Source organism: Arthrobacter sp. FW306-07-I (assembly GCF_021800405.1).
Classification (GTDB): Bacteria; Actinomycetota; Actinomycetes; order Actinomycetales; family Micrococcaceae; genus Arthrobacter.
The window spans coordinates 1,634,214-1,660,332 of the sequence record NZ_CP084550.1 but is presented as its reverse complement, the minus strand read 5'-3'; the positions used below and the strand labels follow the sequence as shown (position 1 = coordinate 1,660,332).

The window sequence follows — 26,119 nt, the reverse complement described above, 5'->3', positions numbered from 1 at the left end:
GCTGAAAATTGGGCGGGCTTGGGGCGTGCCGTTGCTGATGTGCCGGGCGGACTCCCCAGGGCGGCCCACCCTCCGGTGGGTACTCAGCTGGCCGGCAGTGTGAGCAGGTAGGCGGCGAGCAGCGCCATGGCGGCCAGGACATAGAACGCCACCTGGGTCCACAGCGGCTTGCGCTGCTGCCGGAAGGAGATGCCGCCACCGATCAGGATGCCGGCGAGCCCCATCAGTAGTACGGACCACATCTATGCGCCGCTGCCGGGGTCGGCTGATGCTGCTCCGGAACTGGATTCGTCATTGGCTGGTTTGCGCAGGCCTTCCACCCAGTTACGCAGCAGACGCGCACCGGCGTCTCCTGATTTTTCGGGGTGGAACTGGGTGGCGCAGAGCGGGCCGTTTTCCACGGCCGCAATGAAGGGAGCGCCGTGCTCGGACCAGGTGACCATCGGCGGAGCCATCCGGGGCTGGATCACGTCGAAGTTCCATTCCTGCACGCCGTAGGAGTGCACGAAGTAGAAGCGCTCGTTTTCGACGCCGGCAAAGAGCTTGGAGCCTTCGGGGACCTGGACGGTGTTCCAGCCCATATGGGGGACGACTTCCGCGGGAAGGGCCTCCACCTTTCCGGGCCACTCGCCGATGCCTTCGGCTTCGGTGCCGTGCTCCACGCCGGCCTCGAACAGGACTTGGAGGCCTACGCAAATGCCCAGCACCGGGCGGCCGCCGGCAACGCGCCTGCCGATGAGCCGAATGCCGTCCACGGCCTTGAGTTCGCGCATCACCGTCTCGAAAGCGCCGACGCCGGGCACCACCAGTCCGTCCGCGTTCAGCACGTCCTCCGGCTTGGAACTCAGGATCACTTCCGCGCCGGCACGTTCCAGTGCGCGGACCGCTGACCGAACGTTCCCGGAACCGTAGTCCAGAACCGTGACAGTTGGCTTGCCCTCGGGGGAAGGCAGCTTGCGTGAGGCGGAGGGGTCGATGATGGCCCCGTCCTTAAGGACCTGGCCGCTCACAGTGCGCCCTTGGTGGACGGGATGCCCTCGACGCGGGGATCCGGTTCGACGGCGGCGCGCAGGGCACGGGCGAAGGCTTTGAACTGCGCCTCGACGATGTGGTGCGGGTCCCGGCCGGCCAATACGGTCATGTGCAGGCAGATGCCGGCGTGCAGCGTGATGGCTTCGAAGACGTGGCGGGTCAGGGAGCCAGTGAAGTGGCCGCCGATCAGGTGGTACTCCTGGCCTGCCGGCTCGCCGCCGTGCACCAGGTAGGGGCGGCCGGAGACATCCACTACCGCGTTGGCAAGCGCTTCATCAAGCGGCACAGTGGCCTCACCGAAACGTCGGATTCCCGCCTTGTTGCCCAGGGCAGTGCGCAGGACCTCGCCGAAGGTGATGGCAACGTCCTCCACGGTGTGGTGGACGTCGATGTGGGTGTCGCCGGTGGCCTTGACCGTCATGTCGATCAGGGAGTGCTTGCACAGGGCAGTCAGCATGTGGTCGTAAAACGGCACCGAGGTATCGATATCCGACACTCCGGTTCCGTCGAGGTTGATCTCCACGAGGACGGAGGACTCGCTGGTGGCACGCTCCATGCGGGCGGTCCTGGCCGCAGCCGTATTCAATCCGGTTGGACTCATGGTGAAAGGATCCTTTGTGGGAGAAGAAGTGGTTCAAGGCGCCGACGCCGCACTATAAGTCTAGGCGGGAAGCGCGGCCTGGCCCGCAAGGATGCGTTCCAGGGACGTGAGGAAGGCTGTGGTTTCCGCCTCAGTGCCCGCAGTAACCCGAAGGTGGCCGGGGATGCCGACGTCACGGATCAGCACACCGGCGTCCAGCAGTTCCTGCCAGACCTGGTGGGGGTTTTCCAGGCCGCCGAAGAACACGTAATTGGAGTCGGAGGCCGCGGGCGTCAGGCCCATCCGTGTCAGTTCCGCCACGATCCGGTCCCGCTGGGCCTTGATGTCCTGGACGTCCGCCATAAGGGCCTCGCGGTGTTCGAGGGCGGCAAGCGCAGTGGCCTGGGTGATGGCCGAGAGGTGGTACGGAAGGCGCACCAACCGCAGGGCGTCGGTGACCTCCGGCGCGGCGGCCATGTAACCAAGCCGGGCGCCGGCCAGGGCAAATGCCTTGCTCATGGTGCGGGACACGATCAGCCGCTCCCGGCCGGGAAGCAGGGTCAGCGCGCTGGGCGTTCCGTCGTGCGCGAACTCGTGGTAAGCCTCGTCCACGATCACGATCGCCTGGCTGTCCTCCCCGGCCTCGTAGACAGCCTCCACGACATCCAGACCGAGCCCGGTTCCCGTGGGATTGTTGGGCGAGCAGAGGAACACGATGTTCGGCTGCAGTTCCTTGACCTGCCGTGCGGCCGACTCTGCGCTCAGGTCGTAGCCCTCGGAGCGCTCCCCGGTGATGTACTGCGTGTCGGTCCCGCTGGCCAGCAGGGGGTACATGGAGTACGTGGGTGGAAAGCCCAGGGCGGTGCGGCCCGGGCCTCCGAAAGCCTGGAGGATCTGCTGCAGGACCTCATTGGAGCCATTGGCTGCCCATACGTTGTTTTCGTCAAGCCCATGCCCGAGGTACTCCGCCAAGGCTTTCCGGAGTGCAGTGAACTCCCGGTCAGGGTAGCGGTTCAGGCCTGCGGCAGCCTCCGTGACTGCGGCGGAAATGGCGGCGCGCACATCGGCGGGGACGCCATGGGTGTTCTCATTGACGTTCAGGAGAATGGGGACGTCCAGTTGGGGCGCCCCATAAGGGGTGAGCCCGCGAAGGTTGCTGCGGAGGGGAAGCCGGTTCAGACGCTCTAGCTGGTCGTTCACCTGAACAGTTTAGTTGCCGCAGCAACGACCGGAAAATGTGACGGTTCCTGTTCGCCCTCAGCGTGCCACATCCCGCTTCTCCGGCGCCATGCCTGGAGTGGACAGCGGGCTTCAGTGTGTTGGGACAAACAGTTGCTGCCCGGGCAGGACTGAGCCGGCGCTGAGGTTGTTGAGCTGGACGATGTCTGCCACCACGTCCCGGGCGTCCCGGTTCGGATCAACAGCACCGGCGATGGTCCACAGTGACTGGCCCGGCTGCACGGTAACCGTGACAGTCGGTGTCACCGCCAAATCCGCGGCGGAGTCTGAGGCCTTGGCGGGCGAGTTGAAGAACCCCGACAGCGACAGCAGGAAAACAGCGACGAGTACCAGCGGAACGCCGATCAGGACGATCCGCCCCCGCCGGGTAAGCCGCAGGGGCGCGGACGAAGGTGAAACGTGGTGACGAGATGAAGCTGACATGAACTGAGCCCTCCTGGACCTGCCGTGCTGCCCGGGTGTTCCCCCGAGGCCGCCCCGACCATTCAGACGACGGTCCGGAACTTCCTCCGGCCACGTTTTCGAATAGGGCGTGCGCTGGTTAGAACACATGTTCGAACTTTGCTTGTTAAGTTTTAGCACCTATCAACGAACAATGTCGAGACTCGCTAGAACAAATGTTTGAAAAAGCAATGTGGCTGGCCTAGCTTTGAAACCAAAGAACAACCACCCCTGAAGTTGAACAGCAGGGTCTGACAATGACAGTGGGAGTCCTTCCGGCGGTGCGTGCAAGCCAGCACCGGGGCGGAAGATCCGGCGGCAAGCGAAAGGCATTGGCGAATATGGCAGCAGCAGCCGCCGGGGGCAGGACCGCCCCGCAAACCAAGAGGACCGCCAAAGGCTTGACGCCCCGGCAAAAGAAAATCCTCGAAACCATACAGCGCTCCGTCAATGAGAACGGGTACCCGCCCTCCATGCGCGAGATCGGCGACACCGTCGGACTGGCAAGCCTGTCCAGCGTGACCCACCAGCTCTCCCAGCTGGAAAAACTCGGTTACCTGCGTCGCGATCCCAAGCGGCCCCGCGCCATGGAAGTGCTGATGCCCCTCACGCTGGACGGGGGTACAGGCAAGGCCGCAGGCGACTCCCCTGCGACGCAACCCGCCGGCGGAGGCGCCTCAGTGACCGAGCTGCCCACCGCGCTCGATACCGCAATGGTTCCCCTGGTGGGCCGGATCGCTGCCGGCGGTCCCATCCTCGCGGAGCAGCTTGTTGAGGATGTCATGCCGCTCCCCCGCCAGTTGGTGGGCCAGGGCGAACTCTTCATGCTGCGGGTGGCCGGCGACTCCATGGTGGACGCCGCCATTTGTGACGGTGACTGGGTGGTGGTCCGGCGCCAGGCTGACGCAGCCAACGGGGACATCGTTGCTGCGCTGCTCGACGACGAAGCGACCGTCAAGACCTTCCGCCAGCGAGACGGCCATACCTGGCTGCTCCCCCAGAACACGCAGTACGAACCCATCCTGGGCGACCATGCCACCATCATGGGCAAAGTCGTCTCGGTCCTGCGTTCGCTCTAGCGCGCTCCCTCCCGCCACAAGCACCGGCCCGCGCTGCAGGAATCCGTCCGGGCCGTCCTGGGCCCGGCGGAGGCACTCCAGGGGCGCGCTGTGCCCCTGGAGCTCCGCGGTGCGTCGTCAGGAGGCTACCGGACTGCGTCCGCCCCCAGCCTGGTGAGGGCTGCCAGCGCCTTGCTGCGGTCCGTGGTGGCCCAAAACGGCGGCAGGGCAGCCCGCAGGAACCCGGCGTAGCGCTCGGTTGCCAACCGGGAGTCCAGCACGGCCACAACGCCCTTATCCCCGGTTGACCTGATCAACCGCCCGGCGCCCTGGGCCAGGCGGATGGCCGCGTGGGTGGCTGATACGGACATGAATCCGTTGCCGCCGGCCTGTGCCACGGCCCGGGAACGCGCCGTCATCAGTGGATCGTCCGGCCGCGGGAACGGAATACGGTCAATCACCACCAGCCGGCAGGAGCCGCCCGGCACGTCGACTCCCTGCCACAGGGACATGGTTCCGAAAAGGCAGGTGTCCGGCTCATCGGCGAACTGTTTGACCAGGCCGGTCATGGTCGACTCCCCTTGGCACAGGACGGTCACGTCCAGTTTGGGCCGCAGGGCGTCTGCGGCCTCCTCGGCAGCCCGGCGTGAGGAAAACAGGCAAAGGGCTCCCCCGCCGGACGCCTTAATCAGGGCTTCCAGTTCCTCCAGAGCCTCCGGAGACACCCCGCGGCCGGGCTTGGGCAGGTGCCCGGCCACATAGAGGATGCCCTGCTTGGGGTAGTCGAAGGGCGAGCCGACGTCCACGCCGGTCCAGCTGGGGGCGCCGTCGCCAAGAAGGCCCAGTCCTCCTGCAGCAGGTTCAAAAGCGGAACCGATGGCCAGGGTGGCGGAAGTCAGCACGACAGTGTGGTCGGCAAAGAGCCCTTCCCGCAGCCGCCCGGCGACGGACAATGGGGCGATGTTGATCAGCACCGGCGCAGTCTCGTCCGGCGGCGAGTAGCCCTGGCCGGGGTCAAAGGTGCTGGCGCGGGAGAACCACACGACTTCCCGGTTTTCCCTGGCGGCGACCAGACGCTCGCACAGTTCCAGGATGAGCATGAGGCGGGACCTGGCCAGCTGCCGGCCGCCGTCGGCAGTGGTGTTGCTGTCCCCTTTGGAATCGGACAGTGCAGCCCGGCAGGCCTCACGGAGCTGGTCCACGCAGTCCAGCTGTTCATCGTTCAGGCCGTTAGGAAGCAGGCCGCTGGGTGCGCCGGCGAGGGCCAGCTCAAGGTTGGCCGCTGCGGCATTGAGGGCATCAACGGTGATGGCGGTGTGTTTCCGGGCACCGGCAGCGGCGGCGTGGACCATCGCGACGGACAGCTGGCCGGACACTGCTCCGGTGACCCGGTCCTGGAGTTCGTGCGCTTCGTCCACCACCACGACGTCGTACTCGGGCAGGACGGCAAGTCCTTCGAATGCGCTGACGGCGAGCATGGCGTGGTTGGTCACCACCACGTCCGCTTCGGCAGCGTCCTGCCGGGCGAGCTCGCTGAAGCACTCGGCAGCCATGGGGCACTTCTGGGCACCCAGGCACTCCATGGACGTCACGGAGACCTGCCGCCAGGCGCGGTCGGTCACGCCCGGGAGCAGTTCATCCCGGTCACCCGTGGCCGTTTTCTCCGCCCACTCCCGGAGACGGACCACTTCCTTACCAAGCTGGGACGAGGGGCCGCCCACGGACGCTGCGAAGTGCGGCACGCTGGTGTCCTCGCCAAGCGAGAAAAGCTGGCCTTCGGAGGGCTCTTCGGAGGGGAAACCGCCTTCGAGCTTGTGGCGGCAGACGTAGTTGGAGCGGCCCTTGACCAAGGCAACCTTGACGGGCCGTTCCAGTGCCGGGGTGATGTTCTTCAGCAGACGGGGCAGGTCCCTGCCGACGATCTGGGTTTGCAGGGCAAGCGTGGCTGTGGAGACCAAAGCAGGCTTGTTGCTTTCCAGGGCATGGGCGATCAGCGGCACCAGGTAGGCAAGCGACTTACCGGTGCCGGTGCCGGCCTGGACCAGCAGGTGGTTGCCGGTTTCGATGGCGCGGGCCACCTGCAGGGCCATTTGATGCTGTCCGGTGCGGCTTTGACCGCCCATGCCTGCGACGGCCCGGTCAAGCAGTTCGATGACGAACTGCTCACCGGCCGTCTGCGCGGCTTCGTCCGCCGCGGGGTCACCCATTGACGGTGAAGGGTTCCAGTTCGGACGCCAGGCCCTCCCGGACCATGACGGCAGCCCTGGTGCCGGCCTCCACGTGGTCCAGGCTGAGGATCTCGGCGTCGGACTCGTGAAGCTTGCTGATCAGGTCGCCGCGCTCGTACGGGATGAGCAATTCCATCTTGACCGAAGGCCGGGGAATGGATTCGCTGATGACCTTCAGCAGTTCCGGGATCCCCTCGCCCGTGCGGGCAGAGACCACCACATGGCGCGGTTCGCGCTGCCTCAGCCGCTCCACTACGAAGGGGTCGGCGGCGTCAGCCTTGTTCAGCACGATGATCTCCGGCACCTTCCGGGCGTCAACTTCGCTGAAGACCTTCCGGACGGCAGCAATCTGGCCTTCCGGGTCAGGGTGCGAGGCGTCCACCACGTGCAGGATCAGGTCGGCGTCCGCCACTTCCTCGAGCGTGGAGCGGAAGGCCTCGACCAGCTGGGTTGGCAGCGAACGGACGAATCCCACGGTATCCGCCAAGGTGTAGCCCAGGCCATCGGCCGTTTCCGCCTTGCGCACGGTGGGATCCAGGGTGGCGAACAGGGCGTTCTCCACGAGGACGCCGGCGTCGGTGAGCCGGTTGAGCAGGGACGACTTGCCGGCGTTGGTGTACCCGGCGATGGCAACGGAGGGCACTTCATTACGACGGCGGTTGGCCCGCTTGGTCTCCCGCGCGGGCTTCATCGCGGCGATTTCGCGCCGCAGCTTGGCCATGCGGGTACGGATGCGTCGCCGGTCCAGTTCGATCTTGGTTTCACCGGGGCCACGGGAGCCCATGCCGGCGGCGGCGCCACCCACCTGGCCACCGGCCTGGCGGGACATCGACTCGCCCCAGCCACGCAGGCGGGGAAGCAGGTATTCCAGCTGTGCGAGCTCCACCTGCGCCTTGCCCTCGCGGCTCTTGGCATGCTGGGCGAAGATATCCAGGATCAGGGCGGTCCGGTCGATGACCTTGACCTTGACGATGTCCTCCAGGGCGCGCCGCTGCGAAGGTGCCAGTTCGGCGTCCACCACCACGGTATCCGCGCCTGTGGATATCACAATGTCCTTCAGCTCCTGCGCCTTGCCCGAGCCCAGGAAGGTTCCGGGGTCCGGCTTGTCGCGGCGCTGGACCAGCCCGTCGAGGACCTCCGAGCCCGCAGTCTCGGCAAGGGCGGCCAGCTCGCGCAGGGAGTTTTCGGCGTCGGCAAGGGTGCCCTCGGACCAGAGCCCGGCCAGGACCACGCGCTCCAGGCGCAGCTGGCGGTACTCAACCTCGGTGACGTCCTCAAGCTCGGTGGACAGACCTGCGCGCCGGCGCAGGGCGCGCCGCTCCTCAAGGTCCTGCTGGTCGCCGTCGTAGGTTGAATGCTCTTCGTCCAGGCGGGAAATGGCCTGTGCCCTGCCGAGCACCGCTTTTCCATCTCCGCTGCCCTCACCGCGGGGCGTGCTGACATTTTTGGCCGGTACGTCCTTGGCGAGGATCCGGTCGATGACAGCCTGGATCTCCTGCGGACTCATGTCCTGGGCGGCTGGATCGGAACCGGTATTGGGCTGGCTGGTCATGGTCTCCTTTGAAGATTCGGCAATTCCAGAATAGTGCTGATTGGGCGGAAGTTGGAAAGTATTCGCGCTGGGCTGACGGCCTGCGGTCATGGTTCTCCTGGTGGTCTGCACCGGCTGCGATGCCGGGCTGGGAATGCCGCGTTGACACGGCGGCAGGGCGGAAAAGGCCGGAGAGTGGCGGGACGTGCGCGGGATGCTGACGTTCGGTATCGTCCGGCGGCCGGGCAGACCCAGTGGTCTGGCCGGCGCGCAAGCGGAAGGCGTGGAGCCTGCGTCGCTGCGGAACGGACTGTCGCTGGAGGACAGGGGTCGGGACGGGCATGGCCCATGCCGGCTACTCGAAGATCAGGAACATGCGTTCAAGCGTAGCAGAGGGGCCGCAGCACAGTTTCCCTTTACGCTGCCAGGGGAACTACTCTGGCGAGTTATGGAGTCAGCACACTATTTCAGCACGTCCCCCGCCGGTCCCTTCACCCGCAAGCCGCTCACGGTTGAGCTGGCCGGGAGGCCGCGCAGGCTCCACACGTCCACAGGCATCTTCAGTCCGGATGGGGTCGACAAGGGCACTGCCGTGCTCCTGGCCGAGGTTCCTGATCCGAACCCCCAGGGCAACCTCCTGGACATCGGCTGCGGTTGGGGTCCCGTTGCACTGACCATGGCCCTGCTGGCTCCCCAGTCCAAGGTCTACGCGGTGGACGTCAACGAACGCTGCATCGCCCTGACCAACGAAAATGCCGCCGCGTTGGGACTGGCCAACGTCGTCGCCAGCACGCCGCAGGAGGTGGACCCCAGCGTCCGCTTCGACACCATCTGGTCCAATCCGCCGATCAGGATTGGCAAGGACGAGCTGCACGCCCTGCTCAAGCTCTGGCTGCCCCGCCTGGCTGACGGCGGGACGGCATGGCTGGTGGTGCAGAAGAATCTGGGTTCGGATTCGCTCCAGCGCTGGCTGGCGGCGGAGCTGGACGATTCTTTCACCGTGACGCGGGAGTCAACGTCCAAGTCCTTCCGGATCCTCAAGGTTACGAAAGTGTCCCGCTCGCCACAATAACGGCGGGACCGCTGAGTTCCACATGCTCGTGGCCGCCGGGGCCGGCAAAGAACTTCACGCCCACCACACCCCCGGGAACGTGGACGCGCCAAGCATCGGGAGCTTCAGCCCCGGCCCAATGCCGGATGGCGACGGCCGCAGCACAGGCGCCCGTCCCGCAGGACTGGGTCTCCCCCACCCCGCGCTCATGCACCCGCATGGTCACCGAACCTACTCCCTCATGGACCAGCGGCTCCGCGGGAACCACGAACTCCACGTTGGTCCCGTTCGGCGGTACGGGGTCCACCTTCGGCGCGGTGAAGAGCCTGGTGCCGGCCAGTTCGGAAAGTTCCGCGAGGGCAACCACCGTGTGCGGATTCCCCATGCTCACGGACAACGCGGGCCGCGCAACTTCCAGCCCGTCGGCGGTGACCAGCGAATCCATGGCCTTGGCAGTGGCCTCCCCGGGGAAAATGAACTCCCACGGCCCCATGTCCACTGCGTACCCGTCCCCGGTGCGGACCACCGTCTTCACGCCGCCGCGCGTGCCAATGGCGAGCGATCCGCCGTCGGGCAGGTCGATCAGGCCCTCGGTGCGCAGGAAGTGGACGAACACCCGGACCCCGTTACCGCACATTTCGGACAACGAACCGTCCGCGTTGCGGTAGTCCATGAACCATTCCGCGTTCGGGGAATCGGTTAGCAGTTCACGGCCTTCGGGCAGGAACCGGGACGGCACCGCCCTGATCAGCCCATCCGCCCCAATGCCGCGGTGGCGGTCGCAGAGCGCGGCGGACTGGTCCGCGCTGATGGCGTGCGTCCCGTCGGGATCGGCGACCAGGACGAAGTCATTACCGGTGCCATGCCCCTTGGAGAAGCGGAGCCCGCTCAGTGTGCGCAGGGCGGGTCCGAAGGTTTCTGCGGGGGTTGCATTCATGGTCCCAAGCGTAGCGGCGCACACGTCTGGTGCTGAAACCACGGTCCTAAAAGCACAGTGCTTAAACGGCAGCAGCGGGGAGGTACCGTCAGCGCAAGGCTCGCCCCGCCTTTTCTAGCGGCTCAGCTCCGCAGCCTTGCCCACGAGCTCCGGATCCTGCCAGTCCAGCCACGTGATCCGGGGATCGGCGCGGAACCAAGTCAATTGCCGCCGGGCGAACTGGCGGGTGGCCACGATGGTTTCCTCCGCGGCATCCTCGACGGCGGAGGTGCCATCAATGACCCGCAAAAACTGCGAATAGCCCAGTGCACGGGAAGCGGTCTTGCCCTGGCGCAGGCCCAAAGGGTCGAGCCGCCGAACCTCCTCGAGCAGGCCGGCGTCCACCATTCGGTGCACCCGTTCTGCCAGGCGCTCACGAAGTACCGCCCGGTCTACGCCAAGGCCCACCTGGACGGCCGGCTGGTAGTACTCCCGGCGGGGCATGAAGGAACTGAAAGGGCGCCCGGTGAGCTCGTGGACCTCCAGCGCACGAATGATCCGCCGGGCATCCGAGACCCTGTCGGCGGAGACCGGATCCACGCTCTTCAGTCGGGCCAGGAGCTCCTGCGTTCCGACCTGGGTATGCTCCGCTTCCAGGCGGGCGCGCACAGCTGGGTCTGTGCCCGGGAACTCCAGGACGTCCAGGGCGGCGCGGACGTACAGCCCGGAGCCGCCGGCCAGGATCGCGCGCTTGCCGCGGGCGTGGACGTCCGCGATGGCCGCCCGGGCCTGCTGCTGGAAGTCGGAGACGCTGGCCTCCTGGGTCACGTCCAGGATATCCAGGAGATGGTGCGGAACGCCTTTGCGTTCATCCGCCGTGATCTTTGCCGTGCCGATGTCCATGCCGCGGTAGAACTGCATGGCGTCGGCGTTGATGACCTCGCCATCCAGTTCCAGGGCAAGGCTGACGGCAAGGTCGGACTTGCCGGAGCCGGTGGGACCGACGACGGCGATAACGGGCGGGGCAGCCACCTGTCAGCGGGTGCGCAGCGGCAGCGAGGGCATACCGAGGGAGACGCCCTTCCGTCCCTGCGGGGAACCGGGAGCCGGCGCTCCGCAGGAGTCTGCCTGCGACCTGTCCCAGGCATCCCCTGCCCGGGACCGGCGCAGGCTGTAGTCCTCGAGCGTGGGATCGGCCACCAGGTGGAACGCCGCCGCCTCGGTGATGGTAACGGTGACCAGGTCTCCCGGTCGGGGAGCGGGTGCACCCTCGGGAACCGAGAAATGCACCAGCCGCTGGTCCTGGGAGCGGCCGGACAATCTGTGGGTCTCCTCCGACTTGCGGCCGGACTGCGCCGTGACCATGACCTCGAGCCTCCGGCCCAGCTGTTTCCGGTTCTCCTCTGCGGCGATGCGGTCCTGCAGGGCGGTGAGCCGTTCGAAGCGCTCCTGGACCACAGCCTTGGGCAACTGGTCGGGGAGGTCGGCTGCGGGGGTTCCCGGGCGCTTTGAATACTGGAACGTGAAGGCAGTGGCGAAGCGCGACTGCTCCACGACGTCCAGCGTTGCCTGGAAGTCCTCTTCAGTCTCGCCGGGGAACCCCACGATGATGTCCGTGGAGATGGCTGCGTGCGGAATCCTTTCCCGGACCTTGTCCAGGATGCCCAGGAACTTGGTGGACCGGTAGGAGCGCTTCATGGCTTTGAGGATGCGGTCCGAGCCGGACTGCAGCGGCATGTGCAGCTGCGGCATCACGTTGTGCGTCTCCGCCATGGCGTCGATGACGTCGTCGGTGAATGCTGCCGGGTGCGGGCTGGTGAAGCGGACCCGTTCAAGGCCCTCGATTTCACCGCAGGCGCGCAGCAGCTTGGAGAAGGCCTGGCGGTCGCCGAACTCCACTCCGTAGGAGTTGACGTTCTGGCCGAGCAGGGTCACCTCGATGGCGCCGTCGTCCACCAATGCCTGGATCTCAGCGAGGATGTCCCCGGGCCGCCGGTCTTTTTCCTTGCCGCGGAGCGCCGGCACGATGCAAAAGGTGCAGGTGTTGTTGCATCCCACGGAAATGGACACCCAGCCGGAGTAAACGGAGTCGCGTTTGGTGGGCAGTGTGGACGGGAAGACGTCCAAGGATTCGAGAATCTCCAGCTGCGCCTCATTATTGTGCCGCGCCCGGTCCAGGAGGGCGGGCAGGGCGCCGACGTTGTGGGTGCCAAAGACGGCATCCACCCATGGCGCCTTCTTGAGGATGGTCTCCCGGTCCTTCTGGGCCAGGCATCCGCCGACGGCGATCTGCATGCCGGGGTTGGCTGCCTTGACCGGGGCGAGAATGCCCAGGTTCCCGTAAAGCTTGTTGTCAGCGTTTTCCCGAACCGCGCACGTGTTGAACACCACGACGTCGGCCTGGTCGCCTTCCGCCGGGACGTAGCCCGCGTCCTCGAGCATGCCGGCCATGCGCTCCGAATCGTGGACGTTCATTTGGCAGCCGAAGGTGCGGACCTGGTAGGTGCGTGGCTGCAGGGCTGCGGCCTGCGGAACGGCCCCGGCGTCGACGGAAGGGGCGGCGCCGGGCTGGGGGGAAGGAATGGTCAAACTCACCCGTTAAGGGTACCGGCTTTGGACCGGACCTTCGTCGGCTTCCTGCCGCGCATCGAGGACCTCGTTGACGATCCGGAACGCCTGGGACGGCTGGTAGCCCTTTCTGGCCAGCATGGAGGCCAGCCGCCGGACCGCCTTGTCCCGCTCCCCCGGGCCTGAGGCGTCCGTCGCGGGCCGGAGCTTGCGCTCAACCAAGGCGCGGGCCGCGGCTTCCTCGTCATCGTCAGTCAGTTGCTCCAGGGCCGAGGCCGCGGTTTCCTGGTCGATGCCTTTCTCCGCGAGTTCACGCCGCAGCGCACCCTTGGCCAGCTTGCGGGACTGGGATCGGCTCCTGACCCACATGTCGGCAAATTCGGCATCGTTGATCAGGCGTACTTCCTGGAACTTGTCCAGCACCGCTTCGGCAATGTGCTCGGGGATATTCCGTTCTGCCAGTTTCCGGGCGAGCTGCAGCCTGCTCTTGGGCGCCGCAGTGAGCTGCCGGTACACGATGGCCTGTGCGACAGAGAAGGGGTCCGGTTCGGCGTCAATGGACTGCGGGTCCTCAGGGACCTCGAAGTCGTCCGGCGGCCCAGGCAATGGGCCGCCGGACGAGGACCGCCGCGAGCGTGATCCAGCCAAGGGCTAGAACCCGTCGACGGCTTTCAGCTTCGGTGCATCCTTGGAGTCGTCTTCGGCGGGCTTGACCCCGACACCGAGCTTTTCCTTGATGAGGCGTTCGAGTTCGGCGGCGAGCTCAGGATTATCGCGCAGGAACCGGCGCGAGTTCTCCATGCCCTGGCCCAGCTGGTCGCCGTCATAGGTGAACCAGGAGCCGGACTTCTTGATGATGCCGTGCTCCACGCCCATGTCGATGATGCCGCCCTCGCGGGAGATGCCCTGGCCGTAGATGATGTCGAACTCCGCAACCTTGAACGGCGGGGCCATCTTGTTCTTGACGATCTTGGCCTTGGTCCGGTTGCCGACGGAATCGGCGCCTTCCTTGAGGGTCTGGATCCGGCGGACGTCGATACGGATCGAAGCGTAGAACTTCAGGGCTTTACCACCGGTAGTGGTTTCGGGGGAACCGAAGAAGACGCCGATCTTTTCACGCAACTGGTTGATGAAGATGGCGGTGGTCTTGGTCTGGCTCAGGCGGCCGGTGATCTTACGCAGGGCCTGGCTCATGAGGCGTGCCTGGAGGCCTACGTGGCTGTCGCCCATGTCGCCTTCGATTTCGGCGCGCGGCACCAGGGCGGCAACGGAGTCGATGACGATGACGTCCAGCGATCCGGAGCCCACCAGCATGTCCATGATTTCCAGGGCCTGTTCACCGGTGTCCGGCTGGGAGACGAGGAGGGCGTCCGTGTCCACTCCGAGTTTGGCGGCGTAGTCAGGATCCAGGGCGTGTTCGGCGTCGATGAAGGCCGCGATGCCGCCGGCGCGCTGCGCATTTGCCACGGCGTGCAGGGCGACGGTGGTCTTACCGGAGGACTCAGGGCCGTAGATCTCGATGACGCGGCCGCGCGGGAGCCCGCCAATGCCAAGGGCGACGTCCAGTGCGATGGAGCCGGTGGGGATGACTTCGATCGGGGCACGGACTTCGTCGCCCAGGCGCATGACCGAGCCCTTGCCGAACTGCTTGTCAATCTGGGCAAGCGCTGCTTCCAGCGCTTTTGCACGATCCGGGGCTGCCGCCATGGTTGACACCTCTAATGCTTTCTCGATGGTGGCCTTCGCGGCCGATTTATTGGTCATCTCTGACGCTAAGGGGACCCACTGACATTCCGGCCGGAGGACGACGGCTATGTGGATAAACCCAATAGAAAAAGCATAGCGTTATCCGAACAGGTATTCGAAGAGTGAAACCTCTGCGGCGTGTCCGGCCGGATTGGGGCTAGTCCCGGCGCGGGGCGATGTCCCGTCCCAGCCGGCGTTCTGCCGGTACGTCCTGGACGTCGCAAACGGCAAGCCAGACCTTCCGGGGCTCCACGCCGGCAGCGAGGGCTTGGTCGGCGGTGCGCCCGCCTACCCCGGCAAGGACCAGGGTGCTGCTCAGCACGCGGGAGTAGCCCGCGCCGAACTCGTCATCCATGAGACGCCAGTACTCGCTGATTCGCATCGGTAAATCCTCTCATGATTGTGGACCATAGAATTATTGGCATGAGCACCTCCCCGGATGTCCCGCCACGGCACGACGAAGGCGAAGAAGCCGCCGACACCGCGCTGCAGAATGTTGAGCACCAGATCAGCCTGTTTTGGCGGCGTGCCCGGGCCATTTCCAACCAGCTTTCACGCGAAGTACATCCGGATATGGAGCCTGCCGCCTACGGGCTGCTGACGGTGATCCGGAGGGAGGGACCCATCCGGCTCACCGAGCTTGCCATGAACATCGGGGTGGGCAAGCCTTCAGTCAGCCGGCAGATCGCGTTCCTGGAAAGCCTGGGGCTGGTGTCCAAGGAGGCTGACCCGCTGGACCGCAGGGCACAATCCATCCGCCTGACGCCAAAGGGCGAGGAGAAAATGCACCAGGTCCAGGACGCCCGGCGCCAGGTCTTCCAGGAGCGGCTGCGCGAGTGGCCGGTGGAGGACCTGCAGGAACTCGGCCGCTACATGGCCAAGTTGAACTCCACATATGAGCGTGATGGGTTTCCCGGGGAAGCCGCTGGTGCAGCATCGGCCCAGGACCAATAGCCGAAGAGAACAACCAAAAGAGACAGCAGGAAGCCCCCGGCCTGGCCGGGGGCTTCCTGCTGTTCGTCGGACCCTTGCGGGCGCCGGCTGCCTTTAGCGGGCGCCGGAGAAGAGGCCCGTGGAGAGTTCGTCGTTCAGTTCAGTGTTGAGGTCGCGCTCGAGGTCACGGCCGTAACGCTGGGAGAATTCCTGTGGGACGGTGTCCGGAACGGCGACGCCTTCGGCTACTGCCACACGGTCACTGACCTCGCGGAGCATGCTCGACAGCGGAACATCCAGCGCCGAACAAATCGAGGACAGGAGCTCTGACGATGCTTCCTTCTGGCCGCGCTCCACTTCACTGAGGTATCCCAGGGAGACGCGGGCGCTGTGCGAAACTTCACGGAGCGTACGCCCCTGACGCTGGCGGACATCGCGCAGGACATCACCGATTTCGTGACGAAGTACTACCATCTTGCGCTCCTTCTGTTCGCTCTTAGCCTGTTCGGCGAGGCCCACATCCTTCCAGCGGACAACGCCGTTTACGGATACGGGCTGCTTTACCATCTGTATCGCCTTGCTCCCTCATTGGTCAGGTCCACCGCAGGGCGGACCGTCTTGGTCATTTCATCCTAGGCGCCTCCGCTCTCCGGAAGCGACACAATGTAATAACTAATCGGTACCGGCTTTTGTTCCCGGCAACTTTACGCCCGGTAACTTAGGCGGCCACGGCCTCAGGCGGACAGTGTCTCCAGAAGCCTTTCCAGGGCGGCGGCGCAGGCGGCGGCGCGGATGTCCGGCCTGTTGCCGGTGAAGGAATACTCGAAGGCCGAGGTTCCGGCCGCGGTGGAGATCCCGATGTAAACCCGCCCCACGGGCTTGCCGTCGTGGGCATCGGGGCCTGCCACCCCTGTGGTGGAAAGTCCGACGTCGGCGCCGAGTTCGGTGCGTGCCCCGGCTGCCATGGCGCGGGCGACGTCCGGGTCAACGGACCCTACGCGGGCCAGCAGATCGGCGGGGACATGCAGCACCTTGTCCTTCACGGAGTTTTGGTAGGCAACCACCCCGCCCTGCAACATTCCGGATGCTCCGGGCGTGTCGGCGAGGACCGCTGACACCATGCCCGCCGTCAGCGATTCGGCCGTAGCGACGGTCCGCCCGGACTCAAGCGCCTGGCGGACGGCCTCCCCGGCCAGATGGTGAAGATTGCTCATGCCTGCTCCTGCCCCTGCACGGTCCCGGCCTGGCGTTTGCCCTTCGCACGGAGGCGCAGGGCCTCCACGACATATTCGACGCCGGTCCACAGTGTGATGGCTACGGCCGCCATCATGACCGCGAAGGCAACCCACGACATCCACGGTGCGAACGGTCCGAACGGCAGGAGGTACAGGAAGATCGCCGCCGTCTGCACCACGGTCTTGAGCTTGCCGCCGCGGGAGGCAGGGATGACGCCGTACCGGATCACGAAGAAACGCAGCGCTGTGATGCCCCATTCCCGGACCAGGATCACAAGGGTGGCCCACCAGGGCAACTCCCCCAGCAGGGACAGCATCACCAGCGCGGAACCGGTGAGGAGCTTGTCGGCGATGGGGTCGGCGATCTTGCCGAAGTCGGTGACCAGGTTACGGCTCCTGGCGATGTCGCCGTCGAGCTTGTCCGTGTAGATGGCGACGGCGAACGCTGCGACCGCCGCCCAGCGCCACGGCCCGGATTCGCTGTGCAGCCCGGGGGCGTCCGCTATGAGGAACCACACGAAAAACGGGACCAGCGCGATGCGGATCATGGTCAGGACGTTGGGTAGGTTCCAGACCCCGGCACGGCCTGGGCCGGCGGCGGTTGCATCGGTGCTAGTCACGTTTCTAGGCTACCGGGCTAACGCCCGGTGAGGGACCATGCGTCTTCGGACCCGTCCTCGTCATCGCCGTACCCGCCTGGCGCGGAGTCGGAGCCGTCGTAATATTCGACGCTCTGTTTCCTGTTGTCCAGGTCCGCAGCCACCAGGTCTTCGGCGTAGCCGCCCTGGGCAATGTTGGCGTTGGCGTTGTCGCTCAGCGCGGCGGTCTGGGAGTCCGCCGTGGCCGGCGCCTCCTGGCCCTTCATGGCGGCCAGGACGGCAGCGAGGTCGTCCGGTTTGACCAGCACGTCGCGTGCCTTGGACCCCTCGGAGGGACCCACCACGCCCCTGGATTCGAGCAGGTCCATGAGGCGGCCGGCCTTGGCGAAGCCGACACGCAGCTTGCGCTGCAGCATGGAGGTGGAGCCGAACTGCGTGGTGACTACGAGTTCGGTGGCCTGCAGCAGCACCTCGAGGTCGTCCCCGATGTCGTCGTCGATCTGCTTCTTTTCCGCCTCGGGGGCGACGTCGTCCCGGTAGACGGCCTGGAGCTGTCCCTTGACGTGCTCCACCACCTTGTGGATCTCCGACTCGGTGACCCAGGCGCCCTGGACGCGCATTGCCTTGGAGGCGCCCATGGGCAGGAAGAGCGCGTCACCCTGGCCGATGAGCTTCTCGGCGCCGGGCTGGTCAAGGACCACGCGGGAGTCCGTTACGGAGGACGTGGCGAACGCCATGCGGGACGGCACGTTGGCCTTGATGAGGCCGGTGACCACGTCCACGGACGGACGCTGGGTGGCCAGCACCAGGTGGATGCCGGCGGCACGGGCCAGCTGGGTGATGCGGACGATCGAGTCCTCGACGTCGCGCGGGGCCACCATCATGAGGTCCGCGAGTTCGTCCACGATGACCAGCAGGTACGGGTACGGCCGAATGACGCGCTTGGAGTCCACCGGCGGCTGGACCTTCCCGGCCCGCACCGCCTTGTTGAAGTCGTCGATGTGCTTGAAGCCATAGTTGGCGAGGTCGTCGTAGCGGGCGTCCATCTCCCGGACCACCCACTGCAGTGCCTCGGCGGCCTTCTTGGGATTGGTGATGATGGGCGTGATCAGGTGCGGGACGCCTTCGTAGGCAGTCAGTTCCACGCGCTTGGGGTCCACCATGACCATGCGGACCTCATCCGGCGTGGCCCGCATGAGGATGGAGGTGATCATCGAGTTCACGAAGGAAGACTTACCGGCACCGGTGGCACCGGCCACCAGGAGGTGCGGCATCTTAGCCAGGTTGGCCACCACGTAGCCGCCCTCCACGTCCTTGCCCACGCCCATCACCATCGGGTGGTCCGTGCGGCGGGCGTTCTGGCTGCGGAGCACATCGCCGAGCGAGACGGTTTCGCGGTCCGTGTTGGGGATCTCGATGCCGATGGCCGATTTGCCGGGAATCGGGCTGAGGATCCGGACATCGCTGGACGCCACGGCGTAGGAGATGTTCTTGGATAGCGCCGTGACGCGCTCCACCTTGGTGCCGGGCGAGAGCTCGATCTCGTACCGGGTAACGGTGGGGCCGCGGCTGAATCCCGTGACCGTAGCGTCGACGTTGAACTGCGTCAGGGTGTCGGTCAGGGCAGCAACGACGGCGTCGTTGGCTTCGGTGCGCTCCTTGGGGATGGAACCTGGCGTCAGGAAGTCCGAGGCCGGGAGGGTGTACGTGACGTCGCCCGCGAGGGAGAGCTGCTCGGTGCGCTGCGGGATCGGCACGGGCGGCGGCGCCGGCGCAACAGGGTTGGAAGGCACGGTGGGCGCGGCGGCAGCCTTGCCGGGGGCAGCGGCGCCGGGGATGACCAGCGGGATGGCCTCCGTGGCGTTCTCCGCCGGAGAAGCGGTCGCCGCCGGCGCCCCGGCGCCCAGGCCCTGGGCTGCCTTGATCTTCTCGACGGCGATTTCCGCCTGGGTGGGCCGCCGCACGCCGGGCGCCGGGCGGGCAGTTTCCGGCTCGTCGTCGTCAATGACGGCATGTTCAAAGGCCTCGTCGCCCACGTAGCCCTCAAGGCCGGCGTCGGACTCCTCATCCTTGCCAAAAAGCCTGCGCTTCTTTTTCTTCGGGGCCGCAGGCCGCGTCCGTTCCAGGTAGCTGCGGTCGTGCGTGTCGCCGGGGTTTTCCTGGTCCATCAGGTCGATGCCCATGAGGTGTTCGTACGCTCCCCGAAGGCGCCGCGGGATGGCCGTGAACGGGGTTGCGGTGAGGATCAGCAGCGAAATGAAGGCCAGCAGGCCGTAGAGGAGCACGGGCACGGCGGGATGGATGGCTGCCAGCGGCGCGGCAGCCAGGAAGCCGAGCATGCCGCCGGCTCTGCGCAGGCCGTCGAAGCCATCGGCGACGGTGGGCTGGCCGCCCAGGATGTGCGCCAGGCCGCAGCCCGCGAACGCCATGATCAGGAAGCCGATGCCGACCCGGTTGTTGCCCCGTCCGTCGGAGGGCTGGCGGAACAGCCGGAACGCGCACACGAAAAGCATGAGCGGAAGCAGCAGGGAGATCCAGCCGAACGTGCCATTCACCACGGCGTACACTGCGTCCGGGAACCAGCCCGTCAGGCCCCACCAGGCGAAGGTGGCAATGAAGATGCCCAATGCCAGGTTGAAAAGGGCGGCGCCGTCGCGGCGGTCCTCGGCAGGGAGGTCGCTGACGTCATGGCCGATGCGGCGCACTCCCCCGCCCACCAGATGCCCAACGCCCAGCCAGGCTCCGCCCACCACCCGCAGCAGCCAGGGCTGGTGGTGTTCGACGGCGGGAAGCTGGCGGGTGCGTGCGGTGCTGGATGAGCCGCCGCGCCCAGCCTTGCCGGCAGTGGAGCCGGTTCCGCGGCCGGTGGAGCTCCCGGATTTGCTGCCGGAGCTGCCCCTGCCGGTACCTTTGGGCGCGGAAGTAGTACGTGTGGCCATAGTAGCCACGGTACCGGAAGCATGCTGTGATTCCGGGGATATCGGGGCCGGGCAGGTGCCCGGACCCTGTCGTCAAACAGCTCCGGCCCGCACTCCCGCTTGCAGCGGGAGTACGGGCCGGAGCCAGTGTGCGGGTGCTCTCAGGCTTCGAGCACCACGGGGATGATCATGGGCTTGCGGCGGAGCTTCCGGTTGACCCACGTGCCGACGACCCTGCGGACCACCTGCTGGAGCTGGTGGCTGGTGTGGTCGGCGTGGTTCTGTACTGCTTCCTCCAGGGCCGCGTTGATCTTGGGGATGATGTCGTCGAAGACGGAATCATCCTCGGCCACGCCGCGGGCGTGGATTTCCGGGCCGGACACCACCTTGCCGGTAGCGCGGTGGATAACCGTGATGATGGAGATGAACCCTTCATCACCCAGGATGCGGCGGTCCTTGAGGTCGGCATCGGTGATCTCGCCCACGCTGGAGCCGTCCACATAGACGAAGCCCACCTCCACCTGGCCCACAATGTCTGCCTGGTGATCGCGCAGGTCGATGACGCTGCCGTTGTCCGCGAGGATGACACTGGCCTCCGGCACCCCGGACTCGATGGCAATCTTGCCGTTGGCGATCAGGTGGCGCGTTTCACCGTGTACGGGCATGGCGTTCAGCGGCTCGAGGATGTTGTAGCAGTACAGCAGTTCGCCGGCCGCAGCGTGGCCGGAGACGTGCACCTTGGCGTTGCCCTTATGGATCACGTCGGCGCCGAGCTTAAGCAGGCCGTTGATGATCCGGAACACCGCGTTCTCGTTGCCCGGGATGAGGCTGGAGGCCAGGATGACGGTATCGCCGTCGCCCACCACCACCCGGTGGTCGCCGTTTGCCATGCGGGACAGGGCAGCCATCGGCTCACCCTGGGAACCGGTGGACATGAGCACTACGCGGTTGTCGGGAAGGTTGTCGATGTTCTTGATGTCGACAATCAGTCCGGCGGGAACGTCGAGGTAGCCCAGTTTTTCGGCGATGGCCATGTTGCGGACCATGGACCGGCCCACGAAGGCCACCTTGCGGTTGTGCTTGGCGGCCGCGTCCAGCACCTGCTGCACGCGGTGGACGTGGGAGGAAAAGGAGGCCACGATGATGCGCTTGGTGGCTTGGCCGAAAAGCCGCTCCAGGGTCGGGCCGATTTCCTTCTCAGCCGTGGTGAATCCGGGGACGTCCGCGTTGGTGGAGTCGGACATGAAAAGGTCCACGCCTTCTTCGCCGAGCTTGGCGAAGTGCCGGAGGTCGGTGATGCGGCCATCCAGCGGCAGCTGGTCCATCTTGAAGTCGCCGGTGTGCAGGACGGTGCCGCCCGCGGTGCGGATGAACACGGCCAAAGCGTCCGGGATGGAGTGGTTGACGGCCACGAACTCGCATTCGAAGGGCCCGAACTTTTCCACCTGGCCCTCTTCGACGGTCAGCGTGTAGGGCCTGATGCGGTGCTCCTGCAGCTTGGCCTCGATGAGGGCAAGGGTCAGCTGCGATCCCACCAACGGGATGTCGTTGCGCAGCTTCAGCAGGTAGGGCACCGCGCCGATGTGGTCTTCGTGGCCGTGGGTGAGGACCACCGCCACCACGTCGTCCAGCCGGTCCTCAATGTAGGAGAAGTCCGGCAGGATCAGGTCAACGCCGGGCTGGGTTTCCTCGGGAAAGAGGACGCCGCAGTCCACGATCAGCAGTTTGCCGTCGATTTCGAACACGGCCATGTTCCGGCCGATCTCCCCCAGCCCGCCAAGCGGGACGATCCGCAGCGTGCCCTGGGGCAGGCGCGGAGGGGTGACAAGGCCGGTAAGGGCAGTTTGGGTCATAGTGCACTTCTTTCCAGGCGGAAGGGTGCCGGTCTTAGCCTCAGGAGAAGACCAGCCCCGCTTCCGCCAAATCCCCGCGGATGGTTTCGATCTCGGTTTCGTCCGGCTCCACGAGGGGCAAACGGACAATCGAGTTGGGCAGGACTCCCTGCCATTTAAGAATCTGTTTGGCCGCCACGGCGCCCTGGACGCGGGTCATGGTGGCGCGGACCACGGGCTGCAGCTCGAAGTTGATCTTGCGGGCGGTCCCGAGGTCGTTCGCGTTGACGGCGTCGATGAGTTCGCGGAAGCGGCGGGTGGCGACATGGGTGGTGACGCCCACCAGGCCGACGGCGCCCAGGGCCATCCAGGGAAGTGTCAGTCCGTCATCGCCCGAGTAGAACAGGAGGTCTGTTTCCGCCATGACGCGGGTGGCGGCAACAAAATCCGCCTTGGCGTCCTTCACAGCGACGATGTTGGGGTGCTGCGCCAGCCGGATCATGGTGTCCGGTTCGATGGGGATGGAGGACCGGCCGGGGATGTCGTAGAGCATGACGGGTACGTCCACGGCGGACGCAATGGTCTCGAAGTGGGCGCGGACACCTGCCTGGCTGGGCTTGTTGTAGTAAGGGGTCACCAGGAGGAGGCCGTCGACGCCGAGGGCTGCCGCCTGCTGGGAAAGGTGGACCGAGTGCGCGGTGTCGTTGGTGCCGGTACCGGCAATGATCGCCGCTCGGCCGCCTACGGCGTCTTTGACGGCGCGGAACATGCCGAGGTTCTCTTCGTCCGTCAGTGTGGAGGTTTCCCCCGTGGTTCCCGTGACTACCAGCCCGTCGCAGCCGTCGTCGACCAGCTTGCTGGCCAGCGCTGCCGCCTGGTCGTAATCCACTGCGCCGTCCTTGGTGAACGGCGTGACCATGGCGGTCAGGAGGGTACCGAGGGCAGGGATGTGCGCGGAAGAGTCAGCCATGGAAAAAACGTTACCCTGTCCCCGGCTGGTTAGGACAATGCCACGGGCGTGACGAGCGTCAAATACGGTGCCCGCCGGGCCGGGGCGCGTTTGTTCCGGCGTGGCAATAGCGTCCGACGGCGGCCTGCCGAAGGTCTTCAGCCCAGGACGCGAGCCGTTGCGCAGCGCGTACATAGTGGAACAGCTCCGTTGGCGTCAGCGCATCGATGTCGGTTTCCGCCAGCCGCCGGGCCAGCTCGGCCCCCTCTGGCTGGGCCGCGAGGCTGATGCCCTCCCGCTCCCATTGGACGTCCTCGGCGGGACGACCTGAGACGAGCTGGCGGAAGAGATAGTCCACCACTCCGGGGCTCATTGCCCTCAGCAGCCCGCCGTCCGCTCCAGTGCCGTCCACCGAAGGGCCCGCGGGGCGGAAATCTGCCGGTAACTGACCGGCCCGAAAGTTCCCTGACTGCAGCTTTCCGGAGTGCAGGTTTCCCGGCTGGTCGGATCCCCGTGGCGAAGGGGTTCCGGTAGATGGCGTCTTCATGCAGCCATGCTATTCGAACATATATTCGAAAACAAGGGGGTCACTGCACTGCCGCGCTCCCCTTCCCCCGTGGTTGCCTGCTTGACAGCAACGCCGCCAGTGCATGTGAGACGATCTGGTCATGACGTCCCGAACCCCGGCCACCCGGTCCCGGAAGACCCCAGGCGGGCAACAACCGGGGCGCCTTCGGGGCATCGACGCCGCCCGTGGCCTGGCCCTGTTGGGCATGATGGCCACGCACCTGCTGCCGACGTTCGAATCGAACGCCAGCCTCACCCCAACCTGGATCGGCCTCACGTTCTCGGGGCGGGCCGCGGCGCTCTTCGCCGTCCTGGCCGGCGTCGGGCTTGCCCTCTCCACGGGCAGGGACAAGCCTCTGGAGGGCGCCGAACTCTCCGGCGCCCGGCGTGGAGTGGCGCTCCGCGCCCTGGTGATTGCCGCCGTCGGGCTTACCCTGGGCAGCCTGGAAGTGAACGTGGCCATCATCCTGGTCCATTACGCCGTCCTTTTCCTGTGCATCCTGCCTTTCCTGGGACTCGGCGTGAAGCGACTGTGTGCGTGGGCCGCCGGCTGGATCCTGGCGTCGCCGGTGCTGGCCTATCTGCTGCGGCCCTGGCTCCTTGCCCCCGAGCCGCCCCTGAAGCTGGGCCACAACCCGAACTGGGAGGACCTGGGGACGCCTTCCAGGCTGCTCGCGGACGTGTTCTTCACCGGGTACTACCCGGTGGTGCAGTGGCTGTCGTACCTGCTGGTGGGGCTGGCCATCGGCCGCCTGGTCCTCAGTAAGGCACTGGTTCCCGTCCTGCTGCTGGTGGGCGGGACGGTGGTGGCCGTGGCCGCCAAGACCCTGGGCACAGCCGCGATGGAGGATTGGGGCGGCCGGGCCGCCCTGGAGAAAGTCCTGAACTCACCGGGGTACCCGCTGGGGAGCGTGCTGCAGGTCAACCTGGCAGGACTGCAGCAGGAGGGCTCGTGGTGGTGGCTCGCGTCGGCCGCACCGCACTCCGGTACCACGCTTGACCTGCTGCACACCTCAGCGGTGGCGGCGGCGGCTATCGGGGCATGCCTGCTTCTGGGGCGGCTGGCCGAGTGGGTGGACCTGGACCTGCTGCTGCCGCTGCGGGGAGCAGGCGCCATGACGCTGACCTTGTACACGGTGCACGTCTGGGTAATTTCCGGCTTCTACCTCCACCCCCTGCCCGTGGGCTGGACCGAGGACGGCATGTACTTTGCCCATGCAGCGGCCGCCGTCATCATCGGCATGGCGTTCGCCGTGCTGGGGTGGCGCGGTCCGCTGGAATGGGTGGCCCACGCGGCGAGCCGGGTGGGCCGGGGCGGCCTCAAAGCCCTGTACTGACCGGCAGCCATCGAAAGACTGGCTTCCACATATCGGCCGGGTTTTCCAGTTAACGCCAAGGAACCCGCGCCCAGGTGATGGGGGCGCGGGTTCCTTTCTCAACCCCTAACGGGGGTTGTCCGGCTACTGGGCAGTCAGGGTGAAGGTGGCCGCCTTGTCGCCGTAGTCATCGAATACCACAACCTGGACCGGACCCTTTTTGACGTCGAAGGCAATGATCCCCTGGCGGGCATCACCGGCGCTTACCTCATCGCTGGGCAAGGGCCCCAGCTTCTCATCCAGGTACACCTGCTCGCCCTCTTTGCCGTCGGCATCAAGGACCGTGAAGTTGGAGGGGCTGGAGAAGCTGGTGCCGGTTTGCGTCTCCCAGGAAACCTCCACCGCAAGGAAACCGCCGTTCTTTGGCTCCATGTAGTCCATGCCGGGAATCTTGTCCGTGTAAATGGAGTCGAGAACACTGATTTTCGCGGTGTTGCCTTCGGACACGGTGGCCACCATGGAGTTCGCTCCGGCCGCGCTGCCGCCGGTCGGGCTTCCGCTGGAGGGGGCAGGCGCGGCCTGGGAAGCCGAAGGAAGTTCAGGTGCAACGGGAACCTTCCGGGCGTCAATGGCCGCACCAACCATGGCGATGGACGCGATAGTCAACAAAATTCCGGTGATAATGCTGATCAGCCAGACGACGGCAGTGATGATCCACGCCTTCTTCTTGTTTTCCTGGTAGCCCTCCAGTGGACGGCCGTCCTTGTCCCGGGTGTTTCCCGTCAGGGTCATGATCAGGTCCACAATCGCCCAGATACCCGCACCGCCGGCCGTGAGCAGCTTCGCCACGCCGGAGCCGATCTTGCCCAGGTAGAAGCGGTCCACACCAAACGTGCCCAGCAGGAGGGAAAGGAGCCACGTGACCATGAAGGACTTCCGCGGCGCATCCGGGTAGGGCCCTTGGCCGTAGGACCCGGGCTGGTATTCCCCCTGCGGACCTGCCGGATGCTGCCCCTCGAAAGCGGGCTGCGCGCCAAAGGATGACGGCGGCGGCGGAATGGGCGGCGCCGCCGGCCCGTTCTGCTGCGGGTGGGGGTAATTCGGGTGGCTCATTGGTGGTCCTTCTGTGCGGTGACGAGGGGGCGGTGATCAAGGTGCGGTGATGAGGCATGCGGTGGTCAGGGTGCAGCGCTGCGCCGGCATCCGGGCACGCGGAATGACGGTGTGTGGAGTACAGGGGTGGGGATGTTGGGGGCCGGGCCTGAGATGCTGCAGCCCAGTGGCGCGGACAGTGCCAACGGCAGCGGCCAACCTCATGCTTTCCCCCAAAGCTAAAGAGTGTTTACTAAGTCAACCTACCGTGGACGGCAAAAGACCGCG

25 protein-coding genes are annotated in these 26,119 nt (G+C 66.1%); 4 read left to right on the top strand and 21 right to left on the bottom strand.

The features are described from left to right. Positions 1–83: 83 nt before the first annotated feature. From LFT46_RS07635 to LFT46_RS07615, 5 genes are all read right to left on the bottom strand, one after another. Positions 84–242, bottom strand: a complete 159-nt coding sequence (locus LFT46_RS07635; RefSeq protein WP_167562184.1) for a hypothetical protein — start codon at positions 240–242, stop codon at positions 84–86. After that, the gene (hisH, locus tag LFT46_RS07630) at positions 243–1,010 is read right to left on the bottom strand and encodes an imidazole glycerol phosphate synthase subunit HisH (RefSeq protein WP_236801944.1); all 768 of its coding nucleotides are present in this window, start codon (positions 1,008–1,010) and stop codon (positions 243–245) included. It abuts the gene before it with no gap. Beyond that, on the bottom strand, positions 1,007–1,633 hold the full coding sequence (gene hisB, locus LFT46_RS07625) for an imidazoleglycerol-phosphate dehydratase HisB (protein ID WP_236801943.1): 627 nt from the start codon (positions 1,631–1,633) through the stop codon (positions 1,007–1,009). The genes hisH and hisB overlap by 4 nt, the downstream gene beginning before the upstream one ends. A gap of 60 nt (positions 1,634–1,693) precedes the next feature. Further along, positions 1,694–2,812, bottom strand: a complete 1,119-nt coding sequence (locus LFT46_RS07620) for a histidinol-phosphate transaminase (RefSeq protein WP_236821753.1) — start codon at positions 2,810–2,812, stop codon at positions 1,694–1,696. 111 nt (positions 2,813–2,923) lie between these two features. Beyond that, a complete protein-coding gene (locus LFT46_RS07615) occupies positions 2,924–3,274 on the bottom strand; it encodes a LysM peptidoglycan-binding domain-containing protein (RefSeq protein ID WP_236801941.1) in 351 nt (116 codons plus the stop codon). Positions 3,275–3,633: 359 nt separating this feature from the next. On the opposite strand from LFT46_RS07615, the gene lexA reads away from it, so the two are divergent. After that, complete coding sequence (lexA, locus tag LFT46_RS07610; RefSeq protein WP_236801940.1) at positions 3,634–4,371, top strand: transcriptional repressor LexA; 738 nt, start codon at positions 3,634–3,636, stop codon at positions 4,369–4,371. Positions 4,372–4,496: 125 nt separating this feature from the next. Here the strand turns inward: lexA and LFT46_RS07605 are convergent, their stop codons facing one another. Both LFT46_RS07605 and hflX read right to left on the bottom strand, forming a co-directional pair. Continuing rightward, entirely contained in the window at positions 4,497–6,557 is a 2,061-nt protein-coding gene (locus tag LFT46_RS07605; RefSeq protein ID WP_236821752.1) for an ATP-dependent DNA helicase, read from the bottom strand. After that, on the bottom strand, positions 6,550–8,130 hold the full coding sequence (hflX, locus tag LFT46_RS07600; RefSeq protein WP_236821751.1) for a GTPase HflX: 1,581 nt from the start codon (positions 8,128–8,130) through the stop codon (positions 6,550–6,552). Before hflX ends, LFT46_RS07605 begins: the two co-directional genes overlap by 8 nt. Positions 8,131–8,557: 427 nt before the next feature. Between hflX and LFT46_RS07595 the strand changes: the two genes are divergently transcribed. Continuing rightward, entirely contained in the window at positions 8,558–9,181 is a 624-nt protein-coding gene (locus tag LFT46_RS07595; protein WP_236821750.1) for a class I SAM-dependent methyltransferase, read from the top strand. On the opposite strand, the gene dapF is transcribed toward LFT46_RS07595, so the two are convergent. The 6 genes from dapF to LFT46_RS07565 all read right to left on the bottom strand — a co-directional run bounded on the left by dapF (position 9,153) and on the right by LFT46_RS07565 (position 14,772). Beyond that, complete coding sequence (gene dapF / locus LFT46_RS07590; protein WP_236821749.1) at positions 9,153–10,097, bottom strand: diaminopimelate epimerase; 945 nt, start codon at positions 10,095–10,097, stop codon at positions 9,153–9,155. The genes LFT46_RS07595 and dapF overlap by 29 nt on opposite strands. 114 nt (positions 10,098–10,211) lie before the next feature. Beyond that, the gene (miaA, locus tag LFT46_RS07585) at positions 10,212–11,108 is read right to left on the bottom strand and encodes a tRNA (adenosine(37)-N6)-dimethylallyltransferase MiaA (RefSeq protein WP_236821748.1); all 897 of its coding nucleotides are present in this window, start codon (positions 11,106–11,108) and stop codon (positions 10,212–10,214) included. A gap of 3 nt (positions 11,109–11,111) precedes the next feature. Then, positions 11,112–12,671 (bottom strand): tRNA (N6-isopentenyl adenosine(37)-C2)-methylthiotransferase MiaB, encoded by a 1,560-nt coding sequence (gene miaB / locus LFT46_RS07580; RefSeq protein WP_373462212.1) that lies wholly within the window; start codon positions 12,669–12,671, stop codon positions 11,112–11,114. Between the two features lie 3 nt (positions 12,672–12,674). Further along, positions 12,675–13,202, bottom strand: a complete 528-nt coding sequence (locus LFT46_RS07575) for a regulatory protein RecX (protein ID WP_236802824.1) — start codon at positions 13,200–13,202, stop codon at positions 12,675–12,677. A gap of 93 nt (positions 13,203–13,295) precedes the next feature. After that, on the bottom strand, positions 13,296–14,351 hold the full coding sequence (gene recA, locus LFT46_RS07570) for a recombinase RecA (RefSeq protein WP_236802823.1): 1,056 nt from the start codon (positions 14,349–14,351) through the stop codon (positions 13,296–13,298). 196 nt (positions 14,352–14,547) lie between these two features. After that, the gene (locus LFT46_RS07565) at positions 14,548–14,772 is read right to left on the bottom strand and encodes a DUF3046 domain-containing protein (protein WP_141940786.1); all 225 of its coding nucleotides are present in this window, start codon (positions 14,770–14,772) and stop codon (positions 14,548–14,550) included. Positions 14,773–14,813: 41 nt separating this feature from the next. Here LFT46_RS07565 and LFT46_RS07560 point away from each other — a divergent pair, with 41 nt between their 5' ends. Then, positions 14,814–15,344 carry a MarR family winged helix-turn-helix transcriptional regulator gene (locus LFT46_RS07560; RefSeq protein ID WP_236821747.1) on the top strand — a complete coding sequence of 177 codons (531 nt, stop codon included), beginning with the start codon at positions 14,814–14,816 and terminating at the stop codon, positions 15,342–15,344. 93 nt (positions 15,345–15,437) lie between these two features. Here LFT46_RS07560 and LFT46_RS07555 read toward each other — a convergent pair whose 3' ends face one another. The 7 genes from LFT46_RS07555 to LFT46_RS07525 all read right to left on the bottom strand — a co-directional run bounded on the left by LFT46_RS07555 (position 15,438) and on the right by LFT46_RS07525 (position 23,403). Then, a complete protein-coding gene (locus tag LFT46_RS07555; protein WP_236801933.1) occupies positions 15,438–15,890 on the bottom strand; it encodes a helix-turn-helix domain-containing protein in 453 nt (150 codons plus the stop codon). A gap of 167 nt (positions 15,891–16,057) precedes the next feature. Beyond that, on the bottom strand, positions 16,058–16,537 hold the full coding sequence (locus tag LFT46_RS07550) for a CinA family protein (protein WP_236821746.1): 480 nt from the start codon (positions 16,535–16,537) through the stop codon (positions 16,058–16,060). Beyond that, complete coding sequence (gene pgsA / locus LFT46_RS07545) at positions 16,534–17,178, bottom strand: CDP-diacylglycerol--glycerol-3-phosphate 3-phosphatidyltransferase (RefSeq protein ID WP_236801931.1); 645 nt, start codon at positions 17,176–17,178, stop codon at positions 16,534–16,536. The genes LFT46_RS07550 and pgsA overlap by 4 nt, the downstream gene beginning before the upstream one ends. Before the next feature lie 17 nt (positions 17,179–17,195). Next, positions 17,196–20,096 carry an FtsK/SpoIIIE family DNA translocase gene (locus LFT46_RS07540; RefSeq protein WP_236801930.1) on the bottom strand — a complete coding sequence of 967 codons (2,901 nt, stop codon included), beginning with the start codon at positions 20,094–20,096 and terminating at the stop codon, positions 17,196–17,198. 140 nt (positions 20,097–20,236) lie between these two features. Beyond that, positions 20,237–21,928 (bottom strand): ribonuclease J, encoded by a 1,692-nt coding sequence (locus LFT46_RS07535; RefSeq protein ID WP_236821745.1) that lies wholly within the window; start codon positions 21,926–21,928, stop codon positions 20,237–20,239. 40 nt (positions 21,929–21,968) lie between these two features. Beyond that, positions 21,969–22,877, bottom strand: a complete 909-nt coding sequence (gene dapA / locus LFT46_RS07530; protein WP_236801928.1) for a 4-hydroxy-tetrahydrodipicolinate synthase — start codon at positions 22,875–22,877, stop codon at positions 21,969–21,971. A 58-nt stretch (positions 22,878–22,935) separates the two neighbouring features. After that, entirely contained in the window at positions 22,936–23,403 is a 468-nt protein-coding gene (locus LFT46_RS07525) for a hypothetical protein (RefSeq protein ID WP_236821744.1), read from the bottom strand. 121 nt (positions 23,404–23,524) lie between these two features. On the opposite strand from LFT46_RS07525, the gene LFT46_RS07520 reads away from it, so the two are divergent. Next, positions 23,525–24,760 (top strand): heparan-alpha-glucosaminide N-acetyltransferase domain-containing protein, encoded by a 1,236-nt coding sequence (locus LFT46_RS07520; RefSeq protein WP_236821743.1) that lies wholly within the window; start codon positions 23,525–23,527, stop codon positions 24,758–24,760. A 123-nt stretch (positions 24,761–24,883) separates the two neighbouring features. On the opposite strand, the gene LFT46_RS07515 is transcribed toward LFT46_RS07520, so the two are convergent. Continuing rightward, entirely contained in the window at positions 24,884–25,852 is a 969-nt protein-coding gene (locus LFT46_RS07515; RefSeq protein WP_236821742.1) for a TM2 domain-containing protein, read from the bottom strand. Between the last annotated feature and the right edge of the window lie 267 nt (positions 25,853–26,119).

Coding starts and splice junctions, on each gene's coding strand:
- LFT46_RS07550 (WP_236821746.1), bottom strand. CDS start 16,537: ATGAGCAATCTTCACCATCTGGCCGGGGAGGCCGTCCGCCAGGCGCTT.
- LFT46_RS07515 (WP_236821742.1), bottom strand. CDS start 25,852: ATGAGCCACCCGAATTACCCCCACCCGCAGCAGAACGGGCCGGCGGCG.
- LFT46_RS07605 (WP_236821752.1), bottom strand. CDS start 6,557: ATGGGTGACCCCGCGGCGGACGAAGCCGCGCAGACGGCCGGTGAGCAG.
- LFT46_RS07520 (WP_236821743.1), top strand. CDS start 23,525: ATGACGTCCCGAACCCCGGCCACCCGGTCCCGGAAGACCCCAGGCGGG.
- LFT46_RS07535 (WP_236821745.1), bottom strand. CDS start 21,928: ATGACCCAAACTGCCCTTACCGGCCTTGTCACCCCTCCGCGCCTGCCC.
- LFT46_RS07560 (WP_236821747.1), top strand. CDS start 14,814: ATGAGCACCTCCCCGGATGTCCCGCCACGGCACGACGAAGGCGAAGAA.
- LFT46_RS07555 (WP_236801933.1), bottom strand. CDS start 15,890: ATGGTAAAGCAGCCCGTATCCGTAAACGGCGTTGTCCGCTGGAAGGAT.
- lexA (WP_236801940.1), top strand. CDS start 3,634: ATGGCAGCAGCAGCCGCCGGGGGCAGGACCGCCCCGCAAACCAAGAGG.
- hflX (WP_236821751.1), bottom strand. CDS start 8,130: ATGACCAGCCAGCCCAATACCGGTTCCGATCCAGCCGCCCAGGACATG.
- LFT46_RS07635 (WP_167562184.1), bottom strand. CDS start 242: ATGTGGTCCGTACTACTGATGGGGCTCGCCGGCATCCTGATCGGTGGC.
- LFT46_RS07540 (WP_236801930.1), bottom strand. CDS start 20,096: ATGGCCACACGTACTACTTCCGCGCCCAAAGGTACCGGCAGGGGCAGC.
- LFT46_RS07525 (WP_236821744.1), bottom strand. CDS start 23,403: ATGAAGACGCCATCTACCGGAACCCCTTCGCCACGGGGATCCGACCAG.
- LFT46_RS07615 (WP_236801941.1), bottom strand. CDS start 3,274: ATGTCAGCTTCATCTCGTCACCACGTTTCACCTTCGTCCGCGCCCCTG.
- recA (WP_236802823.1), bottom strand. CDS start 14,351: ATGGCGGCAGCCCCGGATCGTGCAAAAGCGCTGGAAGCAGCGCTTGCC.
- hisB (WP_236801943.1), bottom strand. CDS start 1,633: ATGAGTCCAACCGGATTGAATACGGCTGCGGCCAGGACCGCCCGCATG.
- dapF (WP_236821749.1), bottom strand. CDS start 10,097: ATGAATGCAACCCCCGCAGAAACCTTCGGACCCGCCCTGCGCACACTG.
- LFT46_RS07565 (WP_141940786.1), bottom strand. CDS start 14,772: ATGCGAATCAGCGAGTACTGGCGTCTCATGGATGACGAGTTCGGCGCG.
- LFT46_RS07595 (WP_236821750.1), top strand. CDS start 8,558: ATGGAGTCAGCACACTATTTCAGCACGTCCCCCGCCGGTCCCTTCACC.
- dapA (WP_236801928.1), bottom strand. CDS start 22,877: ATGGCTGACTCTTCCGCGCACATCCCTGCCCTCGGTACCCTCCTGACC.